18 protein-coding genes and 4 pseudogenes are annotated in these 18,590 nt (G+C 52.0%); 11 read left to right on the top strand and 11 right to left on the bottom strand.

Going from position 1 to position 18,590, the window contains the following annotated elements:
* Positions 1-8 precede the first annotated feature (8 nt).
* The 3 genes from RBB76_RS06485 to RBB76_RS06495 all read right to left on the bottom strand — a co-directional run bounded on the left by RBB76_RS06485 (position 9) and on the right by RBB76_RS06495 (position 4,273).
* A complete protein-coding gene (locus RBB76_RS06485) occupies positions 9-2,123 on the bottom strand; it encodes a hypothetical protein (RefSeq protein ID WP_429628224.1) in 2,115 nt (704 codons plus the stop codon).
* Positions 2,124-2,384: 261 nt separating this feature from the next.
* Complete coding sequence (locus RBB76_RS06490) at positions 2,385-3,953, bottom strand: hypothetical protein (protein ID WP_429628223.1); 1,569 nt, start codon at positions 3,951-3,953, stop codon at positions 2,385-2,387.
* Positions 3,950-4,273, bottom strand: coding sequence for a hypothetical protein (locus RBB76_RS06495; RefSeq protein ID WP_429628222.1), 324 nt, complete (start codon positions 4,271-4,273; stop codon positions 3,950-3,952). Before RBB76_RS06495 ends, RBB76_RS06490 begins: the two co-directional genes overlap by 4 nt.
* A gap of 630 nt (positions 4,274-4,903) precedes the next feature.
* On the opposite strand from RBB76_RS06495, the gene RBB76_RS06500 reads away from it, so the two are divergent.
* A complete protein-coding gene (locus tag RBB76_RS06500) occupies positions 4,904-6,043 on the top strand; it encodes an HNH endonuclease (protein ID WP_429628221.1) in 1,140 nt (379 codons plus the stop codon).
* 62 nt (positions 6,044-6,105) lie between these two features.
* Here RBB76_RS06500 and RBB76_RS06505 read toward each other — a convergent pair whose 3' ends face one another.
* From RBB76_RS06505 to RBB76_RS06515, 3 genes and pseudogenes are all read right to left on the bottom strand, one after another.
* Positions 6,106-6,879: a DUF5677 domain-containing protein gene (locus RBB76_RS06505; RefSeq protein WP_429628220.1), complete on the bottom strand. Its 774-nt coding sequence runs from the start codon at positions 6,877-6,879 to the stop codon at positions 6,106-6,108.
* 10 nt (positions 6,880-6,889) lie between these two features.
* A pseudogene (locus RBB76_RS06510) lies at positions 6,890-7,100 on the bottom strand (glutamine--fructose-6-phosphate transaminase (isomerizing)); the annotation flags it as partial.
* Positions 7,101-8,576: 1,476 nt separating this feature from the next.
* On the bottom strand, positions 8,577-8,861 hold the full coding sequence (locus tag RBB76_RS06515; RefSeq protein WP_429628219.1) for a hypothetical protein: 285 nt from the start codon (positions 8,859-8,861) through the stop codon (positions 8,577-8,579).
* 224 nt (positions 8,862-9,085) lie between these two features.
* Between RBB76_RS06515 and RBB76_RS06520 the strand changes: the two genes are divergently transcribed.
* The 5 genes from RBB76_RS06520 (at position 9,086) to RBB76_RS06540 (ending at position 11,680) form a co-directional block, all read left to right on the top strand.
* Positions 9,086-9,391 carry a plasmid mobilization protein gene (locus RBB76_RS06520; protein ID WP_429628218.1) on the top strand — a complete coding sequence of 102 codons (306 nt, stop codon included), beginning with the start codon at positions 9,086-9,088 and terminating at the stop codon, positions 9,389-9,391.
* On the top strand, positions 9,391-9,819 hold the full coding sequence (locus tag RBB76_RS06525) for a relaxase/mobilization nuclease domain-containing protein (RefSeq protein WP_429628217.1): 429 nt from the start codon (positions 9,391-9,393) through the stop codon (positions 9,817-9,819). The genes RBB76_RS06520 and RBB76_RS06525 overlap by 1 nt, the downstream gene beginning before the upstream one ends.
* Before the next feature lie 10 nt (positions 9,820-9,829).
* Positions 9,830-10,225: a hypothetical protein gene (locus tag RBB76_RS06530; protein ID WP_429628216.1), complete on the top strand. Its 396-nt coding sequence runs from the start codon at positions 9,830-9,832 to the stop codon at positions 10,223-10,225.
* Between the two features lie 236 nt (positions 10,226-10,461).
* Complete coding sequence (locus RBB76_RS06535; RefSeq protein WP_429628215.1) at positions 10,462-10,812, top strand: PadR family transcriptional regulator; 351 nt, start codon at positions 10,462-10,464, stop codon at positions 10,810-10,812.
* Between the two features lies 1 nt (position 10,813).
* Positions 10,814-11,680 (top strand): ABC transporter permease, encoded by an 867-nt coding sequence (locus RBB76_RS06540; protein ID WP_433963526.1) that lies wholly within the window; start codon positions 10,814-10,816, stop codon positions 11,678-11,680.
* 242 nt (positions 11,681-11,922) lie between these two features.
* Here the strand turns inward: RBB76_RS06540 and RBB76_RS06545 are convergent.
* Positions 11,923-12,162: pseudogene (locus RBB76_RS06545) on the bottom strand (GntR family transcriptional regulator); the annotation flags it as partial.
* A 79-nt stretch (positions 12,163-12,241) separates the two neighbouring features.
* Between RBB76_RS06545 and RBB76_RS06550 the strand changes: the two are divergent.
* The 3 genes and pseudogenes from RBB76_RS06550 to RBB76_RS06560 all read left to right on the top strand — a co-directional run bounded on the left by RBB76_RS06550 (position 12,242) and on the right by RBB76_RS06560 (position 14,458).
* Positions 12,242-13,126, top strand: coding sequence for an ATP-grasp domain-containing protein (locus RBB76_RS06550; RefSeq protein ID WP_429628213.1), 885 nt, complete (start codon positions 12,242-12,244; stop codon positions 13,124-13,126).
* A 199-nt stretch (positions 13,127-13,325) separates the two neighbouring features.
* Positions 13,326-13,892, top strand: a complete 567-nt coding sequence (locus RBB76_RS06555) for a DNA glycosylase AlkZ-like family protein (RefSeq protein WP_429628212.1) — start codon at positions 13,326-13,328, stop codon at positions 13,890-13,892.
* Positions 13,889-14,458: pseudogene (locus RBB76_RS06560) on the top strand (winged helix DNA-binding domain-containing protein). Before RBB76_RS06555 ends, RBB76_RS06560 begins: the two are co-directional and overlap by 4 nt.
* Here RBB76_RS06560 and RBB76_RS06565 read toward each other — a convergent pair.
* The 3 genes and pseudogenes from RBB76_RS06565 to RBB76_RS06575 form a co-directional block, all read right to left on the bottom strand.
* Positions 14,396-14,587, bottom strand: a complete 192-nt coding sequence (locus RBB76_RS06565) for a hypothetical protein (RefSeq protein ID WP_429628923.1) — start codon at positions 14,585-14,587, stop codon at positions 14,396-14,398. The pseudogene RBB76_RS06560 and the gene RBB76_RS06565 sit on opposite strands and share 63 nt — an antisense overlap.
* A 149-nt stretch (positions 14,588-14,736) precedes the next feature.
* Entirely contained in the window at positions 14,737-15,093 is a 357-nt protein-coding gene (locus RBB76_RS06570; RefSeq protein WP_429628211.1) for an antibiotic biosynthesis monooxygenase family protein, read from the bottom strand.
* 70 nt (positions 15,094-15,163) lie between these two features.
* Positions 15,164-16,329, bottom strand: a pseudogene (locus RBB76_RS06575) (cystathionine beta-lyase).
* Positions 16,330-16,493: 164 nt separating this feature from the next.
* Between RBB76_RS06575 and RBB76_RS06580 the strand changes: the two are divergent.
* Both RBB76_RS06580 and RBB76_RS06585 read left to right on the top strand, forming a co-directional pair.
* Complete coding sequence (locus RBB76_RS06580; RefSeq protein WP_429628210.1) at positions 16,494-16,760, top strand: Lrp/AsnC family transcriptional regulator; 267 nt, start codon at positions 16,494-16,496, stop codon at positions 16,758-16,760.
* On the top strand, positions 16,757-16,858 hold the full coding sequence (locus tag RBB76_RS06585; RefSeq protein ID WP_429628209.1) for an Lrp/AsnC ligand binding domain-containing protein: 102 nt from the start codon (positions 16,757-16,759) through the stop codon (positions 16,856-16,858). Before RBB76_RS06580 ends, RBB76_RS06585 begins: the two co-directional genes overlap by 4 nt.
* A gap of 236 nt (positions 16,859-17,094) precedes the next feature.
* On the opposite strand, the gene RBB76_RS06590 is transcribed toward RBB76_RS06585, so the two are convergent.
* The gene (locus tag RBB76_RS06590; protein WP_429628208.1) at positions 17,095-18,501 is read right to left on the bottom strand and encodes a serine hydrolase domain-containing protein; all 1,407 of its coding nucleotides are present in this window, start codon (positions 18,499-18,501) and stop codon (positions 17,095-17,097) included.
* Positions 18,502-18,590 lie beyond the last annotated feature (89 nt).

Consider the following 18,590-nt stretch of genomic DNA (forward strand, 5'->3'; position numbering starts at 1 on the left):
CTTTTCTCCTATAATTTCCAACGAGGTGAGTGCGGTAAAAATCGTATGACCTTACTGGTACCCCCCCATTCCGGATAGAGATCAAGGGTAGTACCGAGAATGATTGTCGTATTTTTCGCAAAGTGTAGTTTTGTTTCCTTCGAAGGAATCGTGTAGGGATAATCCTCCTTGAACCCCGTCCCTGACAGTCTTCCGATCACTCCACCAGCACATTGAATGTAGAGTTTGGGATTGTTATCCAGCAGAGCTTGAAAAGGAGACGGGTGAAATTTGATATCTATGGGCAAGGGATCGCTGGTGTATGTGAGAACTAGATCCTCGCCTTGCCTCTCAACGCGCACCAGTTTCGAAGTTATTGAATAGGAACTAGTGTTGCTTGTAATTCCCGCATGAAGGCCAGCGTTCCACTGACCGACGCACGCCAAATTACCGAGATCTCGGGGAGTGAACTTTGCATTTCCATTAATCTCCCCGGATGCGGAGAAGACTGCGCCGATCGTGACTTGATCAAGTAAGGCCGAAGTGTTAAAGCTGTTGACCTCAAAGTTCACGGTGAGTGCCTGCACCAAGCCCGAACTCTCTACTAGCCCAATCTGCTTTTCAGACCAGGTGTTCAGCCATTCCTGGTTAGTCTTGCAGCCAGCTTTTTTCGTTTCGCATGTGGCTTTGTCGAGAGCCGTCGTAGCATTGCACTGGGTTTGAAATCTCACCTTATCAGCCATACACCCGGTTTGCTCTGCAGCTTTGAGAGCTTCGCATATGGGCTTCCATGCATGACACCCCACATCAAACAGTCCGCATCCTCCGGGACACCCGCGGCCCTCACAACTCCAGGTCGGAACACACTTGCCGTAATCTGGGTTACATTGGATATCGTCGCACTTAAGGTCTGGCGCTTTATCTGTAGTGACTTCTTGGCGATTTGCAAAAGATGTATCTGTAGGTCGATAAGTTCCCTTGTAATGAGGGTCGTTAGCGAAATCATTGAGAGTTGATGAAACGAAAGATTTTGAAACAGCTATGTCCGTCTTACCCCAGCCCAGCTCGTCCAAAGAGGCAATGATCTTGGCTGACTTCTGAAACTCGCCTACAAGCATTGTAAATTCGTGTTCCACATCAGCCGCGGACATACCCGATTTCTTGGCTATCGCCAATTCAACGTCTCCACTATCTTTAAGCGCAGAGCATGCCTTTAGAAACCCGTTGTACTCCTCAGCTTCCTCGGCGCTGTCGATGACAGGCTTAGAAGAACACTTTGACAACATTGCGATCTGTTCTGAGGACAGCTGACCGCGAGCCGTTTTCATCTGTTCGGCGATGGTCTTCAACTCTTCGATAACCCGTTTAGTTCGCGACGGCGTCAGTTCAATCAAATTGGCGACAACATGTAAGCCATCGTCGTCGATTAGGATGGCGGAGGTGCCCACTGCTGCCGCCAATGTGATGTCCGGACCAGATACGTTCATGAAGCCTGCATCCGAAAGGACGTCTTTAGGCTGTACCGTTTGCACAATGCTGAGGGGTATTGGATCTGGGGGCTGGTCTAGTTGGGCATCTATTTGACGTTTCAATTCACTAACATCGGCATTAAAAGCCGCCGCGATGATACTTACATTTCCTAACCGGCCTATCGAGACGGACTTGATCTCAAGATCGCTTACGTGAGAAATCAGCTTCAACTTTCCATTAGCAACCGCCACGGTCGTGTGAACGATTGCATTGCCCCTAATCCTTGCTTTATAGCGCTGCTCAAAATGTTCGAAAGCTACGTCTATTATTAGTTCCTGATGGCCCATTATTAATTTCGCTGACTTTATCGCAGGAATGTGATCTTTAAGCAAAGCCGGTAAGACTTGCTCTAGGTTTTTAGGCGACACGCTGAAGTAAAGTTCCAGTGTTGGCATTCGGTTCGGGGCAAGCGAAGCGCGGGAGCGCTCTATCGCATCTATTCGAGCATCCTGAACACTTGCGATTTTTGGCACGCCCTCCGACAACTTCGTGCGGACGGCGTGCTCGAGCTTCCAGTGGGGTACCTCGTTAATTAGCCAGACGGCCGCGAGGATCACCAGTGCGCCTACGACAAGTAGTCCTTTACCGAGACGCCGTCCGTTATTGTCCGGCATGGTTGCCTCCGATTGGCTATCGGGGACCGGGTCTAGGGTGTTCAAAGCGTAGGCAGTTGAGCACGAACACTGTGATGCGCTTCGAAGTCATACCCCCAAAACGAAGCTGGCCCGGTTTCATTTGCTTCATGGTAGCGAAAACTCTAGTACCAACGTTGCGATTCGTCAATCGCATACTTTGCTCTGACCCGTTGAATATGGCGATTCAAGCTGATTCAGCTGTCAACGACTTTTCACCGAGCTAATCGTCTGAGGTATGGATTAATTTTTCAGTGCGCCAAAGAGTGAACTGAAATCGTATGTGATGCCAAAGTTGCCGCCTACTTTCGTTGCTTTAATCAAATCGGTGCGGTTGGAGAAAGTCAGCGCCAACGGAACGTTCACGTTTGTTCCTTTTAAACTAAGAGTTATTTTGCCTTGTCCGACATGGATTGGGCCGGTCGTGTTAAGCAGCTCAGAAGCATTACCGGGTAACGGGATCGCCGTACCCGGCGCAAGCTGAGTCGCAGGCAAAGTGAGCAGCCCGTTGGCATTCATGTACTGAAAGTAGTAACCTCCGCTGACCGCTGTCTGCACCTTGGAGGCAGTAGATGTTGCAGTGTAGTCAAGTTGGAAAGCCGCCTGTGCGCTTCGGATGCGCGAAGTCGAGCTGCCAAGGAGAGAGTTATATATGGTGGTGCTCGCGTTCGCCGTCAGCTGCAAGATTTTGTCTTTGTTAGCATCGCTCCGATAGCTGTAGATACCCTTGAAACTCGATTGATCGGGTTGGCTGGGTAGACGGTCGTAGTCATACTCGAAAGAAGCCGTCCATTTATTAAGAATAGCGCCGAGCGCGGCGTCGCGTGCACCTCTATAGGCATTCTCTGCGGAAGCATAGGTCTTAAACTCCACTGTTGCGGGTGCCTTCTGATTAATGAGGTTCGCGATGTTGATTTCCAAGTCAGTGAGAATGACATCCACTTTTGCATCCGTGTCGGTGACAGCGGTGTTTTCAAGGCCGACTAAAGCGTTGGAAATGTATTTTTGATAGTCGGGGTCGGACGTTATCGTTTTTGCCAGATTTTCGTAAGCAGCGGCGTAAGCGATTGTCGGCGTTTGGTAAGCCGATGATTGGTAGGTTTTTACGAGGTCACCAATCAGCACATTCTTTTTACGGGCGTGGAAGTCAAAGCGAGCAGAAACACCTGTAAAAGCAGGAGCATTACTACCCACTAAGCTGGAAAGAGCGTCATCTGCTGGCGTGCTGTTTGTGGAGGTATTGGCTTGCGAGACATCGTAGGAAGTAACAACGGTAAGCCCGGTCAAGAGCTTCCGACCAAAGCCACAATCTGATTCGATGACGGGGCATGGTTTGATATTTCCTGCGCTTAAGAAGTTGACAGCCTGAGCGGTGTTGAGCGTCACTGTGGTGACATTGCCACTGGTAGTCTGCTGGATTGACCCACTCTCTAGGGCCACACCCACAATCGCCCCGACGCCCTTGCTCACTAGCGAAGTGGTACCGTCCGAGCTGGCCGACGCCCCAACCTGCTTGTCCTGTCGAGCCTGCTCCACGTAGGTAAGGAGATCCTGAGCCATTTGTTGCTGTTGGTCCTCGGAAAACTGAGGTGGATGTGCCAGAACATATTGCTCGACGATTGGTAGGTTGCAGGGGCGCAAAATGCCAATGGCTAGTTTAACGGCTTCCGCATTCTCGGGTTTCGCACGGTTCTCCTTTGTCAAGACATCATTGTTGTGGCAACGAGCATAGTTGCCAGGGGCATTCGCCAGTGCTTGCGCGAACGATGGCAGCGACGTTAGTAGAAAAAGCAAAAAGAGAATGGCTCTCATAAGCCCTTGATCTCCAGTCCTTCCGGTGCAAGTGATGGGGTGTAGTCGAAGGCATCGAGAACTTTCTTGCAACCATTGGTGATCTCGTTGATGGAGATTCGATCCCCCATCGCAGTGCTTTCAATTACCAATGTGAGGACATTGACGTCTGCAGCGATGGCAAACGTCCAAGGAGCCGATGTAAGACCAGCGCCGTTGTAGCGCGCGTAATTTAGCGTGGCAGTGCCAGATGAAGAGCTGACAGCTATCTCAAAATTAGCGCCCGTAGCGCCTTGGTAGTCTGCCTCTGCACTAGAGCAGATCGCAAGTGTGCAGGCCATAGAGCCTCCAAAGATTTAGAGTAGCGAAGACAAACGCGAATTATGTTTGCGATGGATAGGGCCCGGAACTGCTCTACAGGGTGGGATGGCCGCGCGGCTGGAAGCCGTCGAGCCTTCTCGATACTTCAAATACAGATCCCGCTCAGCAAGTACTTGGTAAATCGGTACGCGCAGACTAACAGAAACATTTTAATTTGCAAGGTTTTTCTACATATCTATTTTTTTATTTTCCCCGATATAACAACAGATCATGTGGTGATTACGAAATCAGTGTTTAGGAGGGGAACTTTGAGTCCTCAAGATCTTTCACTGTTCACTATCGCTGGCTCGCCGAGAGGGTGCACTTTTCCTCCCTCCTATCCCCCTACCCGGTATTACAGATATACAAAAGGCGATGAGAATGGAATACATAGAATAATTCACATGCCGAATTTAGATCAGTTTGACGTATCCGGCGAGAATAGAAGTCATCCAAACGGTGTAAAAGGTTTCAAGATGATATGGAAGAGAAAGATCTGATTCGGGTGTTCAACCGCTGGACGGTCATTTAATGAATGTGCGCCCAGGCAAAAAACTTGCGAATTGGCGCGTCAAACTCGTACCCAAAAGCATGAAGGATCGCAAGTAAGAATGTCTCAACAAAACTTCAGTGCGGCGCAGAGAGAAGCGATTTGGCTGGCGTGCCAAAAGAAATGCCCCTACACAAGCCGGTTGCTCGATGTGAGAAGTCTTCATATTGATCACATTATTCCTGAAAGTCTGCTCGACACTCCGTCGCAGTTGGAAGTACTCAAATCTCGATTGGGACTGCCGGCTGACTTCGATGTGCACGGCTATGAAAACCTTTTACCGTGTGACGCTGGAACAAATTTCCAGAAAGGCAGCTCTATTCTTGATGAGGGGGCTACGCGTTATTTTTTATCCTTAGCATCGAAGAACAAACCATCCGTTGAAAAACACTTGGCTGAGATCGCGAATCGCAATCTAGCCAGCCGTGCCATCATTCTGTTGCAGCAAGCGATCGAGAAGGGGCAGTTGACGCCGACGGAAGTTACAGAAATCCTCGAGAAATATACGAAACATCCTGAAGAGATCTTCACGCTACTTCAGGGATTGCAATTCGCCGACAAGGACGAGGTTAGTGCTGTAGCAAAGACAGATATAGAGAATCTCCTTGACCGTCCTATCAAGCTCGGCCAAAACAAAGTTGAAGACATCAACGGAGTCTCTCTAACGAAGGACCCATCTGAACAGATATATGTTCGAACTTGCAGAGAGTACGACGCTGCGATCAAAGATGGGTTTTATGCGCGGACCACCTTCGACATGAAAATGGAAGTTTTTTTTCGGCACCAATGCGGATTGTTAAGCGTTCTCCGAAAGGCGACGACCGCTCAGAAGAGTTTTATAGCCGAACCGCGCGTAGGCATAGTTGATTTGAAGCTTTTACCATTCACTATGTTTCCCGTACTTGGGGAAGACACCGATGGTGTGACAAACAGTTCGTCTACATACCAACAAAAAGTGGATGACGGATCTATTGTTATTACGCAGGTGAGCCAGAATCTCCTATCGGTTCAGGAAGCGGGCGGTGGAATGTCGCAACAATTGATCGAGGTAGCTAGAGCGGACTTTAACGGTGACGGAATCGAAGATATCCTTCTTTTCGAATACTACAGAGTCACTGATGGAACATTCGGATCAGGAAGCATTGTCATCTTGACACGCAAAAGTGAAGAAGGACTTTTCGAAGTAGTTTCGAACACCTAACCTCGTGCGTGCACAACTCCAAGAACCTCAGCCCGCTATTTTATGAGCAGGCCATCCGCCTCTCAAAGCAACGGTTTGAATGACACAAATTCAGCATGATCGTTCCGATAAAAGGTTACACTCTCGTCCACTAGTTCAACTAGCATCTCCAGCGTTCCAGTCAGAAGCGCCTTCTCGCTCTCATTTTCTTTTCCTGTTCTGCTTTGCGTTGTGATTCGGAAAAAACTTACTGGAAGCGTGTGAGAATGAGTCGATAGATAGTCATATATGCCCCATGTCTCTGCCTTTTGGCCTACTCGTCCAGCCATCTCACGCAGGCTAATCAGAGTTGGATAGAGACCTGTCATTGCTCGCTTCTGTTGATGAGGATCGAGGGTCCTAAAGTGGTTATCATCGGTTAGTTGCGATTGAAACGTAGCAGCCTCTACTTCTCCGCGAGTGATTTGATCGTGCATATCCATCTGCCTAAAAATTCGTAGCCGGTTCATGCAATCGTTGTATTCCATAAGAAGAACCCGGAAAGTGAAAACCTCTGGGCTGACTGGTGTTGAAATGTAGTTGAAAAATGCCACGGCTTCGAAAAGATTTCGCGAAAGACTCGCAATGGATGAAAAATCCCAGTGCTTTGCCGCCTCGGGACTGCTCTCGTCCGGGCACAGATGTTCAATACTCTCGCTGATGAGACAGATGCGAATTTGGAGGACGGAACTCCAATGACGACGTTCGCCGCCAGCGAGACCTTGAGCCTGAAACAGAGCCCACCGTGCCTCTCTACTCAACTTGCGAAAGGACTTGAGTACCTTTAGGTATTGCTCGTCGGGATCTCTATCTGCCATACATCAAAGGTTATTCAACCGTAACGCTCTTGGCCAAGTTTCTGGGTTGGTCTACGTCGCAGCCTCGGGGTACGGCTATGTGGTAGGCGAGGAGTTGGAGGGGGACTACTTCTAAGATGGGTAGGAGTAGTTCGGGGGCCTTGGGGGATATAGATGGTCTGCTCGACGAGCTGGCTGATCTCGGTGTCGCCTTCGATGGCGATGACGCGGCCAGAGCGCGAATGAGCTGTCCGTCCGAAGACTATGATCCGACCGCCTTCACGATGAACGTCAGCACGTCGGGACCTATCCGGGCGTAAAGGGCCAGTATCTCTGGGTTCGGAATGACGGCTATCTCGGGGGAAGTACGTGGAAGCGGTCCTTGACCATAGTCTCTTCGAATTCCCCGCTCTCGAGATATTCCTCCACTGTACGGGAGACAATGAACTCTGTCGGTGCGCCGGGGCGCCGCAGCCTGGTGAACAAACCTGCTCCGGTTATTCCCTGCATGAACGCGATGAATCCATTGCTTGGCATATCCGTTCTCAAAGGGTAGGAGAGGCGTCCAGGGGCTTCCTCCGGGTATTGCGGGTTCAGAGTCCTCTGACTCTGTCCAATCATCGAAGGGCTCACACCATTGCACACGGCAAATCTGGCAATGCCACGATCAATGCTAATCGTGTATTTATATTGGTTAGAAGAACGTTCATGTTCCCCACGAGAAAGAGTTGAACCGGGCAAAAGACGACCGGCCCTGCAAGTTACAGGACCGGTGTCACAACACTCAACATGATGTCCGACTCAACAAGCCCGCGGTCTGAACGCTCACTTGTCCCCTTCACTTTGATTGCTGGCCCAAGCAAAGCTACAGCCGATTCTACCTCTTCGTTCCTGATTTAGGCGATACGAAAGTACCTGGAAAGCGAACCCGATGCCAAGCCTCGTACTCCAACCGCGAGGTCCAGCAAGGAACCGTACTACTGGTGCCGTCGGCGTGATCGATCACGCGGATACCTTTTGACCAGAGAGCGGCTTCTTCTTCAGGGGGAGGGTCTAGCCTGTCTGCAATCGCATTATACAGATTGATTAGTAGCTCTTGGCGACTCCGATCCGTCGCTGAGAGGTCCGCTGAGTGCGATACCAACCATAGCTCAAGAAGGGGGGTTGGAGAACGATCAAGCTTTGCCATAGGTTGTATGTTAACTGCCTTCTCGCCTGATTTCTAACTATCTCTATTGTTAGGAGCCCGACAATAAATACGGGGCAAATTCTGTGTGCATGACTGAAACATTCAAACTGTCCCGGCTACCGACTCCCCCCACTTCCAAATTAGGAAAGGGCGAACTGGTTTCAGCGAACCGGCCGCTCCAATATTCCGCTAGTCGGGTCCAACGACTCTACCGTTTTTGCGTCGGTTTAGTGACGCTTTATTAGCGGTGCTTCTGACCGCTTTTGCGGCGGTGTAGCGACGCCTTTGCGTCGGTTACGACTAACGCCTTTTGCGTCGGTCTAGTAAGGCCTGTTGTCTCGGTCCGATGGTGCCTTTTGTCTCGGTCTAGTGACGTCTTTGTCTCCACTTCAGTCCGTCTTTTCGTCTCCACTCCAGTCCGTCTTTTGTCTCTACTTCAGTCCGTCTTTTGTCTCCACTCCAGTCCGTCTTTTGTCTCCACTTCAGTCCGTCTTTTTGTCTCCACTCCAGTCCGTCTTTTGTCTCTACTTCAGTCCGTCTTTTGTCTCCACTTCAGTCCATCTTTTGTCTCCACTCCAGTCCGTCTTTTGTCTCCCCTCCAGTCCGTCTTTTGTCTCCCCTCCAGTCCGTCTTTTGTCTCCCCTCCAGTCCGTCTTTTGTCTCCCCTTCGGTCCGTCTTTTGTCTCCACTCCAGTCCGTCTTTTGTCTCCACTTCAGTCCGTCTTTTGTCTCCACTTCCGTCCGTCTTTTGTCTCCACTTTAGTGACGCCTTTCTCCACACTCTCTTCACGGTTTTGCATTCGGGAATGTTCATCTGATCTCCGTCAAATCAGACCAGTCGATCAAACGTCTAAAGTTAGCGGGCAAGTCATGCGATGTATATACAAAAACCCCCTTCGGGTGTTTTCGCATATCCACCACTCCAAACCCAATCCGCCTTCGGCTACTCGTGTTTGTCCTTTCGCAATGAACTCAGGGCTCCGCCCCGAGACCCGGTAGTGAATGTAGGACATAAAACAGGAAAGAGAGTGCAGTGAAATGGAACGACCGAAAACGGAAACCACGAAGAAGATAGTGCCGGTCCGAATGACCGACGAGGATAAGGCGAAAGTAGAGATGTTGGCGAATCAAGCTGGCCTCAACACTAGTGAGTACATACGTCGGTGCGCCTTGGGGAAACGACTGCACTCGAAGCTCAACGTGAAGGCGATGGCGGAATTGAATCGCTTGGGGGGATTGCAGAAGCTGTGTATCACGCAAGCACCGGAGTACCGCCCTCAGTTGAATGCAGTGATTGTTGAGATCATGCTCACGCTGAAAAGCCTGAGAGAGAAGGGGGCATAATGCTGGCACCTGTTTCGAGCGACAGACGTGACAAAGGCACAAGTTTCACGAAGCTAAAGAACTATCTTGTTCGCGAGCGAGATCCTGAAACTGGTAGAGAGATAGAGAGGGGCATCGTATTGATCTCAGATAACCTCCTGTCGGTAGAAACAGCGGACCTTGAGATGCTTGGAACTGCTGGAGAGAACGAGACGAATAAGGATGCGGTGTACCACTTCCAGATAGCTTGGCCGCCAGGAGAGACACCGACGAAGGATCAGTGGGAGTACGCGGCGAAAACCGCAATCAAAGAATTGGGCTTCGCTGAGCATCAATACTTGATCGCAGCTCACGATGACAAACACCATTTCCACGTTCACGTCATGGTGAACAAGATCCATCCTGAAACGTATCGGGCACACAGCCCATATGCAAATGCGTCTGGATAAATACGGCGTCATGGCGACCCAGCTTGCCAACCTTCAGCTCCGAGTGGCGAAAGCGCCGCAAGCAGCCTTCCAGCTCACTGATGTCGCGGCAGCTAATGTCTTCCTGTCCGGGGTCACTGGCATTACGGAGGCACGCAGCTTGCTCGACAGCATACAAGCCGACCTGAAAACGGGTGCAGCCTCACCGATCACCGTAAAAGGTGTCTTCACTCTCGAAGCTCGTCTCGGTGCGGACGGAGCGACGCCAATCTTTACTGTCATACCGGCAGAGGGGAAGGGGATTCAACTTTCGAACCTCTTGAAAGCCGGTTCGGCGCAGATGTCTAAGTTGTCGGAAGCTGACCGTAGCAGTGTCCCAACACGGAACATCAAACGGAAGGAGAAGGGGAGGGATATCGAACTGTAGGTTGTCACATATTCCTGGATCTCGACCCTTGACGGCAAAGGAAAAGACCGCATGATTACACGCTAATAGTGGTCCGCCGTGACATAAAACGTGAGATAAACCGATCTTTTGACACAAAACATGAGATAGCTTCCTACCGACCCTCAAGGGCATTGACCGTGAACGTAAAAAACCATTCTTGACGAACGATAGTCGAACGTCTACCATCGCTTCGTATTGAGGATTGGATCTCTTACATGGAGAAAAACTCTCGCGGGAACCTTCTTCAGGGAACCCTGGATATGCTTATCCTCCGCACACTTCTTTACGGTCCTTCACACGGTCGCCAGATAGGCAAGCACATCCAGCGAACCACTAACGACTTTCTGCAAATGCAGCACGGTTCACTTTATCCCGCGCTGCATCGTCTGGAGCGAAGAGGATGGATTGTTTCCAAATGGGAGACGGCCCCGGATCGCAATCGGGAATTGAGGTTTTACCGATTGACGGTAAAAGGCAAAAAGCAGCTTGTGATCGAAGAATCGCAATGGAAGCAGATGGCCGACGCAGTTGCTCGCGTGATGTGGCCTGCAGCCGAGGAGATCTGAGATGCGATGGTGGCAGATCGGGAAGAGAGACGAGGACCTGGAGCGTGAGATGCGCTCCGACCTCGAATTGGAAGAAGAAGAACAGCGAGAGAAAGGGCTCTCACCTGAACAGGCGCGTTATGCAGCCCGACGCGCCTTTGGCAACACAACCCTGATAAGAGAACAGACTCACGAGGCCTGGGGGTGGGCGTCATTCGAGCGACTATCTCAAGACTTAAAATATGCATTGCGCCAGCTAGGAAGATCCCCTGGCTTTACGTCCGTTTGTCTAATCACCCTTGCGCTCGGCATCGGAGCGAACACTGCGATGTTCAGTATCGTGCAAGGATTGGTACTCGCGCCGCTGCCATTCCCGAACGCCGATCGCCTCGTGTTCCTTTGGCAGAACCGGCCAGGAATTCCGCAATTGGCTGTTTCGTATCCAAATTTTGAGGATTGGGAACGTACGTCGCGATCATTTGACGGAATGTCTGCGGTGACATTTCATAATTTTGATCTAACAGCTCCGGGAAGAGCCGCACACATACTAGGGATTCGAGCATCTTCTCGTTTTCTTGCGACACTTGGCGTTGAGCCGGTCATTGGGCGGGATTTTGCGGCATCCGAAGACCAGCCGAATGGACAGTGGGTCCTCCTGATAAGCAACCATCTCTGGAGAGAGCGTTTTGGAGCAGACCCTTACGTCGTGGGACGCTCAATTGACTTGGATGGCAAGAGCTATACGGTCATCGGAGTTCTGCCAGCTGGCTTCCATTTTCTTGCCGACGCGGACATCGTTACGCTTCTGCGTCCAAATATGCCGGTTATCTTCGCCGATCGTTCTGAGATAGCGGTTCTTAGAGGCAAGAAGCCGGCCGCATCCCCATAATCGAGTATTGCCGCCGAGGCATGGCGCGCCGCACTCGCCAGATGACGCGCCCAACTCTCTCTAGGAAACAGATCGAGTGCTGGGAGGCCATTCCGGAACGCCCCAGTGATGCGCTTACGAGTTGCATATGTTACGGGGGTGTGCAAGATGCGCCGACCCCGCTCCGAGAGGCGAGAGTTCCCTTTGAGAGGGTATTGCGCCCTATCTGAAGGCACTTTCTCAACCTTATTGATGTAAGTTCCGGAACCAATCGTTCCTGTCGCAAACCCGTCCGCCAGCAGTTGTTCGAAGACATCGACGACGGTTGAGCGAGAGATCCCGTGCGCAGCAGCGATCGAGCGCGTCGACGGGAGACGAGCGCCCGCCGGAAGCGTACCGGCAAGGATGAAGTCACGCAGTCCCAGATAAAGCTGCCGTTTGATCAGGGTCTGTTTAGACGGATCAAGAACAACGGGCAGGAGTGCTTCCGTGCGATTCGGCATTGTGCCCTCTAAAGTGGTCTGGTGTTAGCGTAGCAAAATGGTCCTCGAACATACCACTCATAATTCTTATGATTTTGCTATGAAGCCATTCGATGTCACCCTACTTACCTATGAGAAACAGCCCGAACTGACCCCGGACGACCAACTATTGCAACAGGCTCTCGAACGCAAGGGAGTGAGGGTTCGAGTGTCACCATGGAGCGACGCAAGTACTGTTTGGGGGAATTCGACGGTCACGATGTTCCGTTCCACATGGGATTACTTCCATCGCACGACAGAGTTTGAAGGTTGGTTGAGACGGGTTGAACAATCGACGTCGCTGGTCAACGATTGCGACCTTGTTCGCTGGAATATGCATAAGCGGTACATCGCGGATATCGAGAGGCGTGGAGTTGCGGTTGTTCCAACGATTTTCCTCAAGCGTAAAGAACCGCAAGACTTGATGGAGGTGTGCAGGAGTCGCGGATGGAGCGAGATTGTGATCAAGCCCTGCGTCGCCGGGAGCGCGTTTGGGGCACGCAAATTCAAGCTTGGCGGGGCTGCGGATGAGGCTTGCTCGTACCTCAAGGAACTGGTTCTAGAGCGCGACACGATGATTCAACCGTTCATGAACGAGGTGGAGAGCGCGGGGGAACGCTCGCTGGTTTTCATCGATGGCGGCTTTAGTCATGCAGCGCGCAAGGCGCCGTTCTCTGCCGGGCCAGCCGGGGGGCAGAGCCTGGAGACGGTTCACCATGCGGATGCAGAAGAGATTGCATTTGGGCGGCGCGTGCTGGATACGCTTCCGAGCGAACCGGTGTATGCGCGCGTCGATATTGTTCCTGCTGAGGGGCGCATGCTGGTGATGGAGGTTGAACTGATCGAGCCGGTCTTGTTTTTCCGGTTTGCTCCGCTTGCTGCTGACGCGCTTGCCGAGGTATTGGTACGAAAGCTCAAAAAAGAAGACTCGCAGCTTGATCTATAAGCCCAATTACGAGAATCAGCGGGGACGATTCGGATCGCTTCTTGGTCGGTCGGCAGGTGCAGCTGAGATAGATGTTAGCGCCTGGCTAGAACGTGATCAGCATTCCAATTCATTACACAGCGCAACTGCAACCTTGGTCAGCAGTCCAATTGCTAGTCGTATAAAGTCTGATATGGTGAGATCGCCTACACTCAACACAATGTCTAAAGAACCTGCAAACTTTCATGATCGCAGTGGATTCAGCAATGTTTTGAGCCAGCGCGCTCTCAACCGGGCTCTCCTTGAACGCCAGTTTCTCTTACGCCGATCGAAGCTGTCGGCGCTGGAGACGATTGAACGACTGGCTGGGACGCAAGCTCAGTTGCCCAATTCACCCTATATAGGTCTCTGGGCACGGATTGACGGCTTTCTTCCGTCCGAGTTGATCGAACTAATCAAGGACAAACTCGTCGTGCGTATTGTGCTGATGCGCTCTACGCTTCATCTGGTAACGGCAGGCGACTGCCGCAGATCGTGGGCGGTCGTTCGGCCAGTATTGGAACGCCATCTTCATAGCTCGGAGTTCGGCAAAAACCTTTTGGAAATCGATACTGAAAAGCTTGTCTCCACCGGGCTGGCTCTCGTCAAAGACCGATTGTTGACGCATGCAGCGCTCGCAGAGCTACTAGAGCAATATCTGCCGGGCCTAAACGGTCAGTCTGTAGCGTATGCCCTTCGCACTCACATCCCTATGGTACAGGCCCCCCGCGAGGGCTCTGGGGATTGAGTGGCCGGTCAACGTGGGCCTCCGCCGAAGAATGGCTCAGCCATCCCTTCGATGCAGATACTTCGCCCAAACCGCTGATCCTCCGTTATCTGGCGGCGTTCGGACCAGCCACGGCGGCAGACGTTCAGGCGTGGTCCGGTTTGACGGGGCTGAGCAACATATTGGAATCCCTCCGTCCACGCTTGCGCACCTTCTATGATGAGAGGAATCGCGAGCTATTTGACGTCCCTGAGGGACCATTGCCGGACCCAGATACCCCAGCGCCGCCACGATTCCTGCCTGAATACGACAATATTCTCCTTGCACACGCCGATCGAACGCGAATTATTCCTCAGGAATACCGGTAGCGTATCGGCATCGGCAATCCGACCATATTGGTCGATGGTTTTGTCCGCGGAACCTGGAAGATCATCAAAGACAGAGCCGTCGCTACGCTTGTCGTCTCGTTATTCGAACAGCCGTCTCGAAAAAAAATCGCAGCGCTTACCCTAGAGGGCAGCCGTTTACTGAGCTTCGTCGCTCAAAACGCGATCAACCGCAAAGTACTTTTCACTAAGTTTCAATGATGTGCTCTTGCCGGCATTGCTGGAACCACCAGCGCTCGTATCATCGCGATCCACTGCAACTCTCTTCTCGATATAGGCCGCTTTAGATTCTCTCGCTCTTGTCAAAGCTTTCTCTGTAGACGTGTCCATTGGGGATGTCTCTCTCCTTCAGAGGAGGTGCAACGAGGTCATGAAAGAAGACGAGCCGCTGACCTCAGCCAAGGGACTTCCCCGTTGAGGACCGCACTACATTAGCGCAGCCAACCACAGCTATTTACCGTGTAGTCTTGAGGACTCGGCTACTGCAAATCCAGCTGGCCGTCAGGATAGAAAGATTTGGCAATCTCCACCTTTGCAATTCTTAGTTCGTAATAATATTCGTACCAGAGCTTCCATCCTCCGTCGATTGCTATGCCGTGCTCGAAGTCCTGGCGCCATTTCGCAACATGTTCGAGTGTCGGCCAGTATTGAACTCCGATGAACCGACCGTCTTCGAGCCGAACTGCATCCTCCCCCATGAAGCCGAACTCCCAGGCTCTCTTCGTAAGAGCTTCGGCTCGTTCGAAATACTCCTGCAGGTCGCAGTCACGAAGCTTCGCGACGAAAATGACGGCATAGTAGGGCGGCTTGGGCGTACGAATTGGCGGGTTCTTCATTGGGATCACTCCATTTATTGCCGTAACTATGACGAAGTGCAAAATGCTGCTAAACGACCCGAACGGTTCATCATGTTTCAACAGCCCGTCTCGTCGGACGGAGCGCCTGATCCAAATCGGCGATCAGGTCGGACGGATCTTCGAGTCCGACGTTCAGTCGAACTAGCCGACGATCGTAGTTTTTGTCAGGCCGGTCGAGATTCGGATAAAGGACAACTAGAGATGTGACGCCACCCCAGCTAACGCCGATCTTGAAGAGATTGAGACTATCGGCGAAGGCTTGGACTCGATCTGGGTCGACTCTGCTGTCAAAAAGAACCGAAAACACGCTACTCGAACCTAGAAAGTCGCGTTTCCAGACCTCGTGCCCCGGGCATGTAGGCAAAGCGGGGTGAAATACCGCTTCGATCTCCGGCTGGTCAGCCAACCATCGAGCGACCTCGAGCGTTGAGGCTTCTAGTCGATCCAATCGCACGGCGAGAGTCTGGAGCCCTCGTAACGCGAGGCTCGCATCATCTGGTGACGCTGCCATGCCGAGTTGCTTCAGAACCGGCCCTATCCTCTCATATACGGTTTCAGTACTTGCTGACACTGTACCTAGCAGCAGATCGCAATGTCCGCCAACATATTTGGTCAAGGCTTGCATGCTGACATCGACACCATGGGCGAAGGCGTCGAACAAGACGCCCGCAGAATAGGTATTATCGAGCGCGACCGGCAGACCGTACACATGCGCAGCTGCAACGATAGCCGGCACATCCTGCACCTCCATCGTTACCGAGCCGGGACTCTCCGTCCAAACCAGAGCGGTGTCGTCTCGAATGAGCTTGGCAATGTCGGCTCCGATGAGAGGGTCATAGGCCTCAACCTGGATACCGAGTCCTTTTAGCAATCCAGCTGCGAGTTCACGGTTAGGCCCGTAGGCTGTGAAAGGACAAGAGCGTGACTTCCTGTTTTACAGAAAGAGAGATAGATGAGCGCTATTGCGGCTTGTCCGCCCGGCACGACAAAGGTATGGTGACCTTCGAGCTCTGCAATGCGCGCCCCAAGTTCCAGGACCGTCGGAGTACCATATAGGCCGTAGGTATATCCACTCTCACCTTGACGCCAATCGTCCGATACGTCCGCCTGACTTTCGAATAAGACGGTCGACGCCCGATAAGTTGGCATCACCAGAGAACGAAAACCCGCTGGAGCGTGACCCGCCGGATGGATAAGTTTTGAGCGCCAGTGCATGGAATCTCCGCCGATCAGCTGTGCCAGTGATAGCTAGGTCACGCCCCAATAGTCGTGCGCGCTGAAGGGATTATGATGAGAATATATCCCGACAAAGACGAGAAGGGTGCCCTCAATTACGTCCCTATTTGGGAAATTTTCTCGTTTCAAAGAGACTGGACATCATGCCAAACAAAATTCCTGACCTTGATCGATTTGACTATGCCATCCTTGAGCGTTTGCAGGCAGACAACACCACCCCGCTTCGCGCCATATCCGACCAAATAAATCTCTCAACCGCCTCAGTGCAAAGACGTGTTCGGCGCATGGAGGAACTCGGCGTTATTCAGGCAAATGTCGCTGTCGTTGATCCAACAAGGATTGGACTACCGATCACCATCCTCGTCGAGGTACATGCCGAGCGCACGCACCTCGAAGATCTGGCGCGATGAAGGCCCATCTGTCCGGACCGGAAGTTCAGCAGTGTTACTACGTCACCGGCGATGCCGACTTCGTACTGGTCGTTACTGTTGCGACCATGGCAGACTAACGAAGTTCTTGCCAGTCGTCTCTTCTACGAAAACAAAAACGTCAAATGGTTCCGATCCATCGTTGTGATGGACCGGGTTGAGGTTGGACTGACCTTGCCGATCGGCGAACCGTGAACCGCTTATCCTATGTTTTAACGATCTGAGTCGAAATATTTCGGATCGTCGACTCACTCTCGCACGCCTAACCTCCATAGTGTTTGAAAAGCAGATATGGACTAGCTGGCATTGGTGGGTTCTATTTTTCATTGGCTCGTTGGCGGTTTTGCGGCAATGTGAGGACGGCCACTTTAATGAGGGCAATGTCGTCAGCGATGCCAAAATCTGGGGGGCGGGAGTAGCCGAATCGGGCCACGACTACATGCTTAGATGGCACGATATAGATTCTCTGTCCAAGGATGCCACTCGCAAAAAAGCCATCCTTCGGAAAACCATGTTCTACCCGCCACGCTGCGGTCGAACTGGAACCATCGTTGGTCCAGAAACCTGCCCCATAAGGCGCACCCAAGGTAGAGCGGCTCGACCACGCGACCCAACCTTCAGGCAAGATCCGGCGCCCTTCGGGAGTGACCCCGTCGTCTAAGTAGAGTTGTCCGAACCGGGCATATGCCCGGGCAGGTGCATACATATAGGAAGAGCCCACAAATACACCGCGGCCATCGAACTCCATTGTGACGCCACTCATATGAAGTGGGTTGAATAACTCTTGATCTGCAAACGTGCGCATACCGGCGGCTCCTCCCCCGACTACTTGCCCCAGCAGTCGATCAAGAATCAAGGTATTGGCGGAGGTGTACTCCCACTCCGCGCCTGGTGGCTTCTTCAGACGGTGTTTTGCGGCGAAACCGGCCATGTCGCTCTGGCAAAACTCCATCTGCGATACGGGATCGAAACCGTTGCCGGCCTCCGCCGCGTTCAGACCACTCCGCATCCGAATCAAGTCCTCGATTGTAATTTTCCTGCGCGCGTCGCCGGGGTCGCTCCACTCCAGAGCTCCGACAGGCTGATCAACATGTAATCGGTCTTGGTGGACCAAGACGCCGAGCAATGCATTGGTAAGTGATTTTGCGACCGAATAGCTGAGCAACGGAGTCTCCACCCCCACCCCCGGAGCGTAGTGTTCCGCGATGATTTGACCGTCCTTGACCACAACGACCGCCTTGACGTCTTTAGTCGGTTGACCGGGTTCTTCGGCGAATATCCGATTGATAGCGATACGGATCGCAGGATCGGATCCCACCACCAAAGCGTCGGAATCGAACCCGCTGGATGTTGAAGCGGCCTCTGAAGTTTGGGGCAAACCAGACAACGGTAGATTTGCAGGGTATTCGACTCTGCAGCCATAGCCAGGTGTATCGTGCGCAGTTGCGTGGATCAGCCCCCCGAATGAAACGGAAACTGAGAAATTCGCGCGATCGACCTGATACCCGATCAAACCTACCATCTTTGGTCCGACCATTGGTCGAATCATCTCTCTGAAAGTCGCGTCTGGATCCGCTTTCTCAACAAAGACTGCCGAGCATAAACTATGGGCCGTCAGACCAACAGCGGCCCTCGCTGCGCGGTCGGGGCGGAAAACAATGATCAGGACAACCAAAGCCAACAAGAGGGTTGCTGTGATCGGCCTAATGACTTTTGCAACCAAGGCTCCTCCTAAGAAGACAGTAAGTGAATGCTAACTGTTGTGGCTTCCAACTCCATATGACAGTGCTCGCTCCACAGCCTGAAAATGGA

The sequence above is a fragment of the Tunturiibacter psychrotolerans genome (genome assembly GCF_051013365.1).
Lineage (GTDB): Bacteria > Acidobacteriota > Terriglobia > Terriglobales > Acidobacteriaceae > Edaphobacter > Edaphobacter psychrotolerans_A.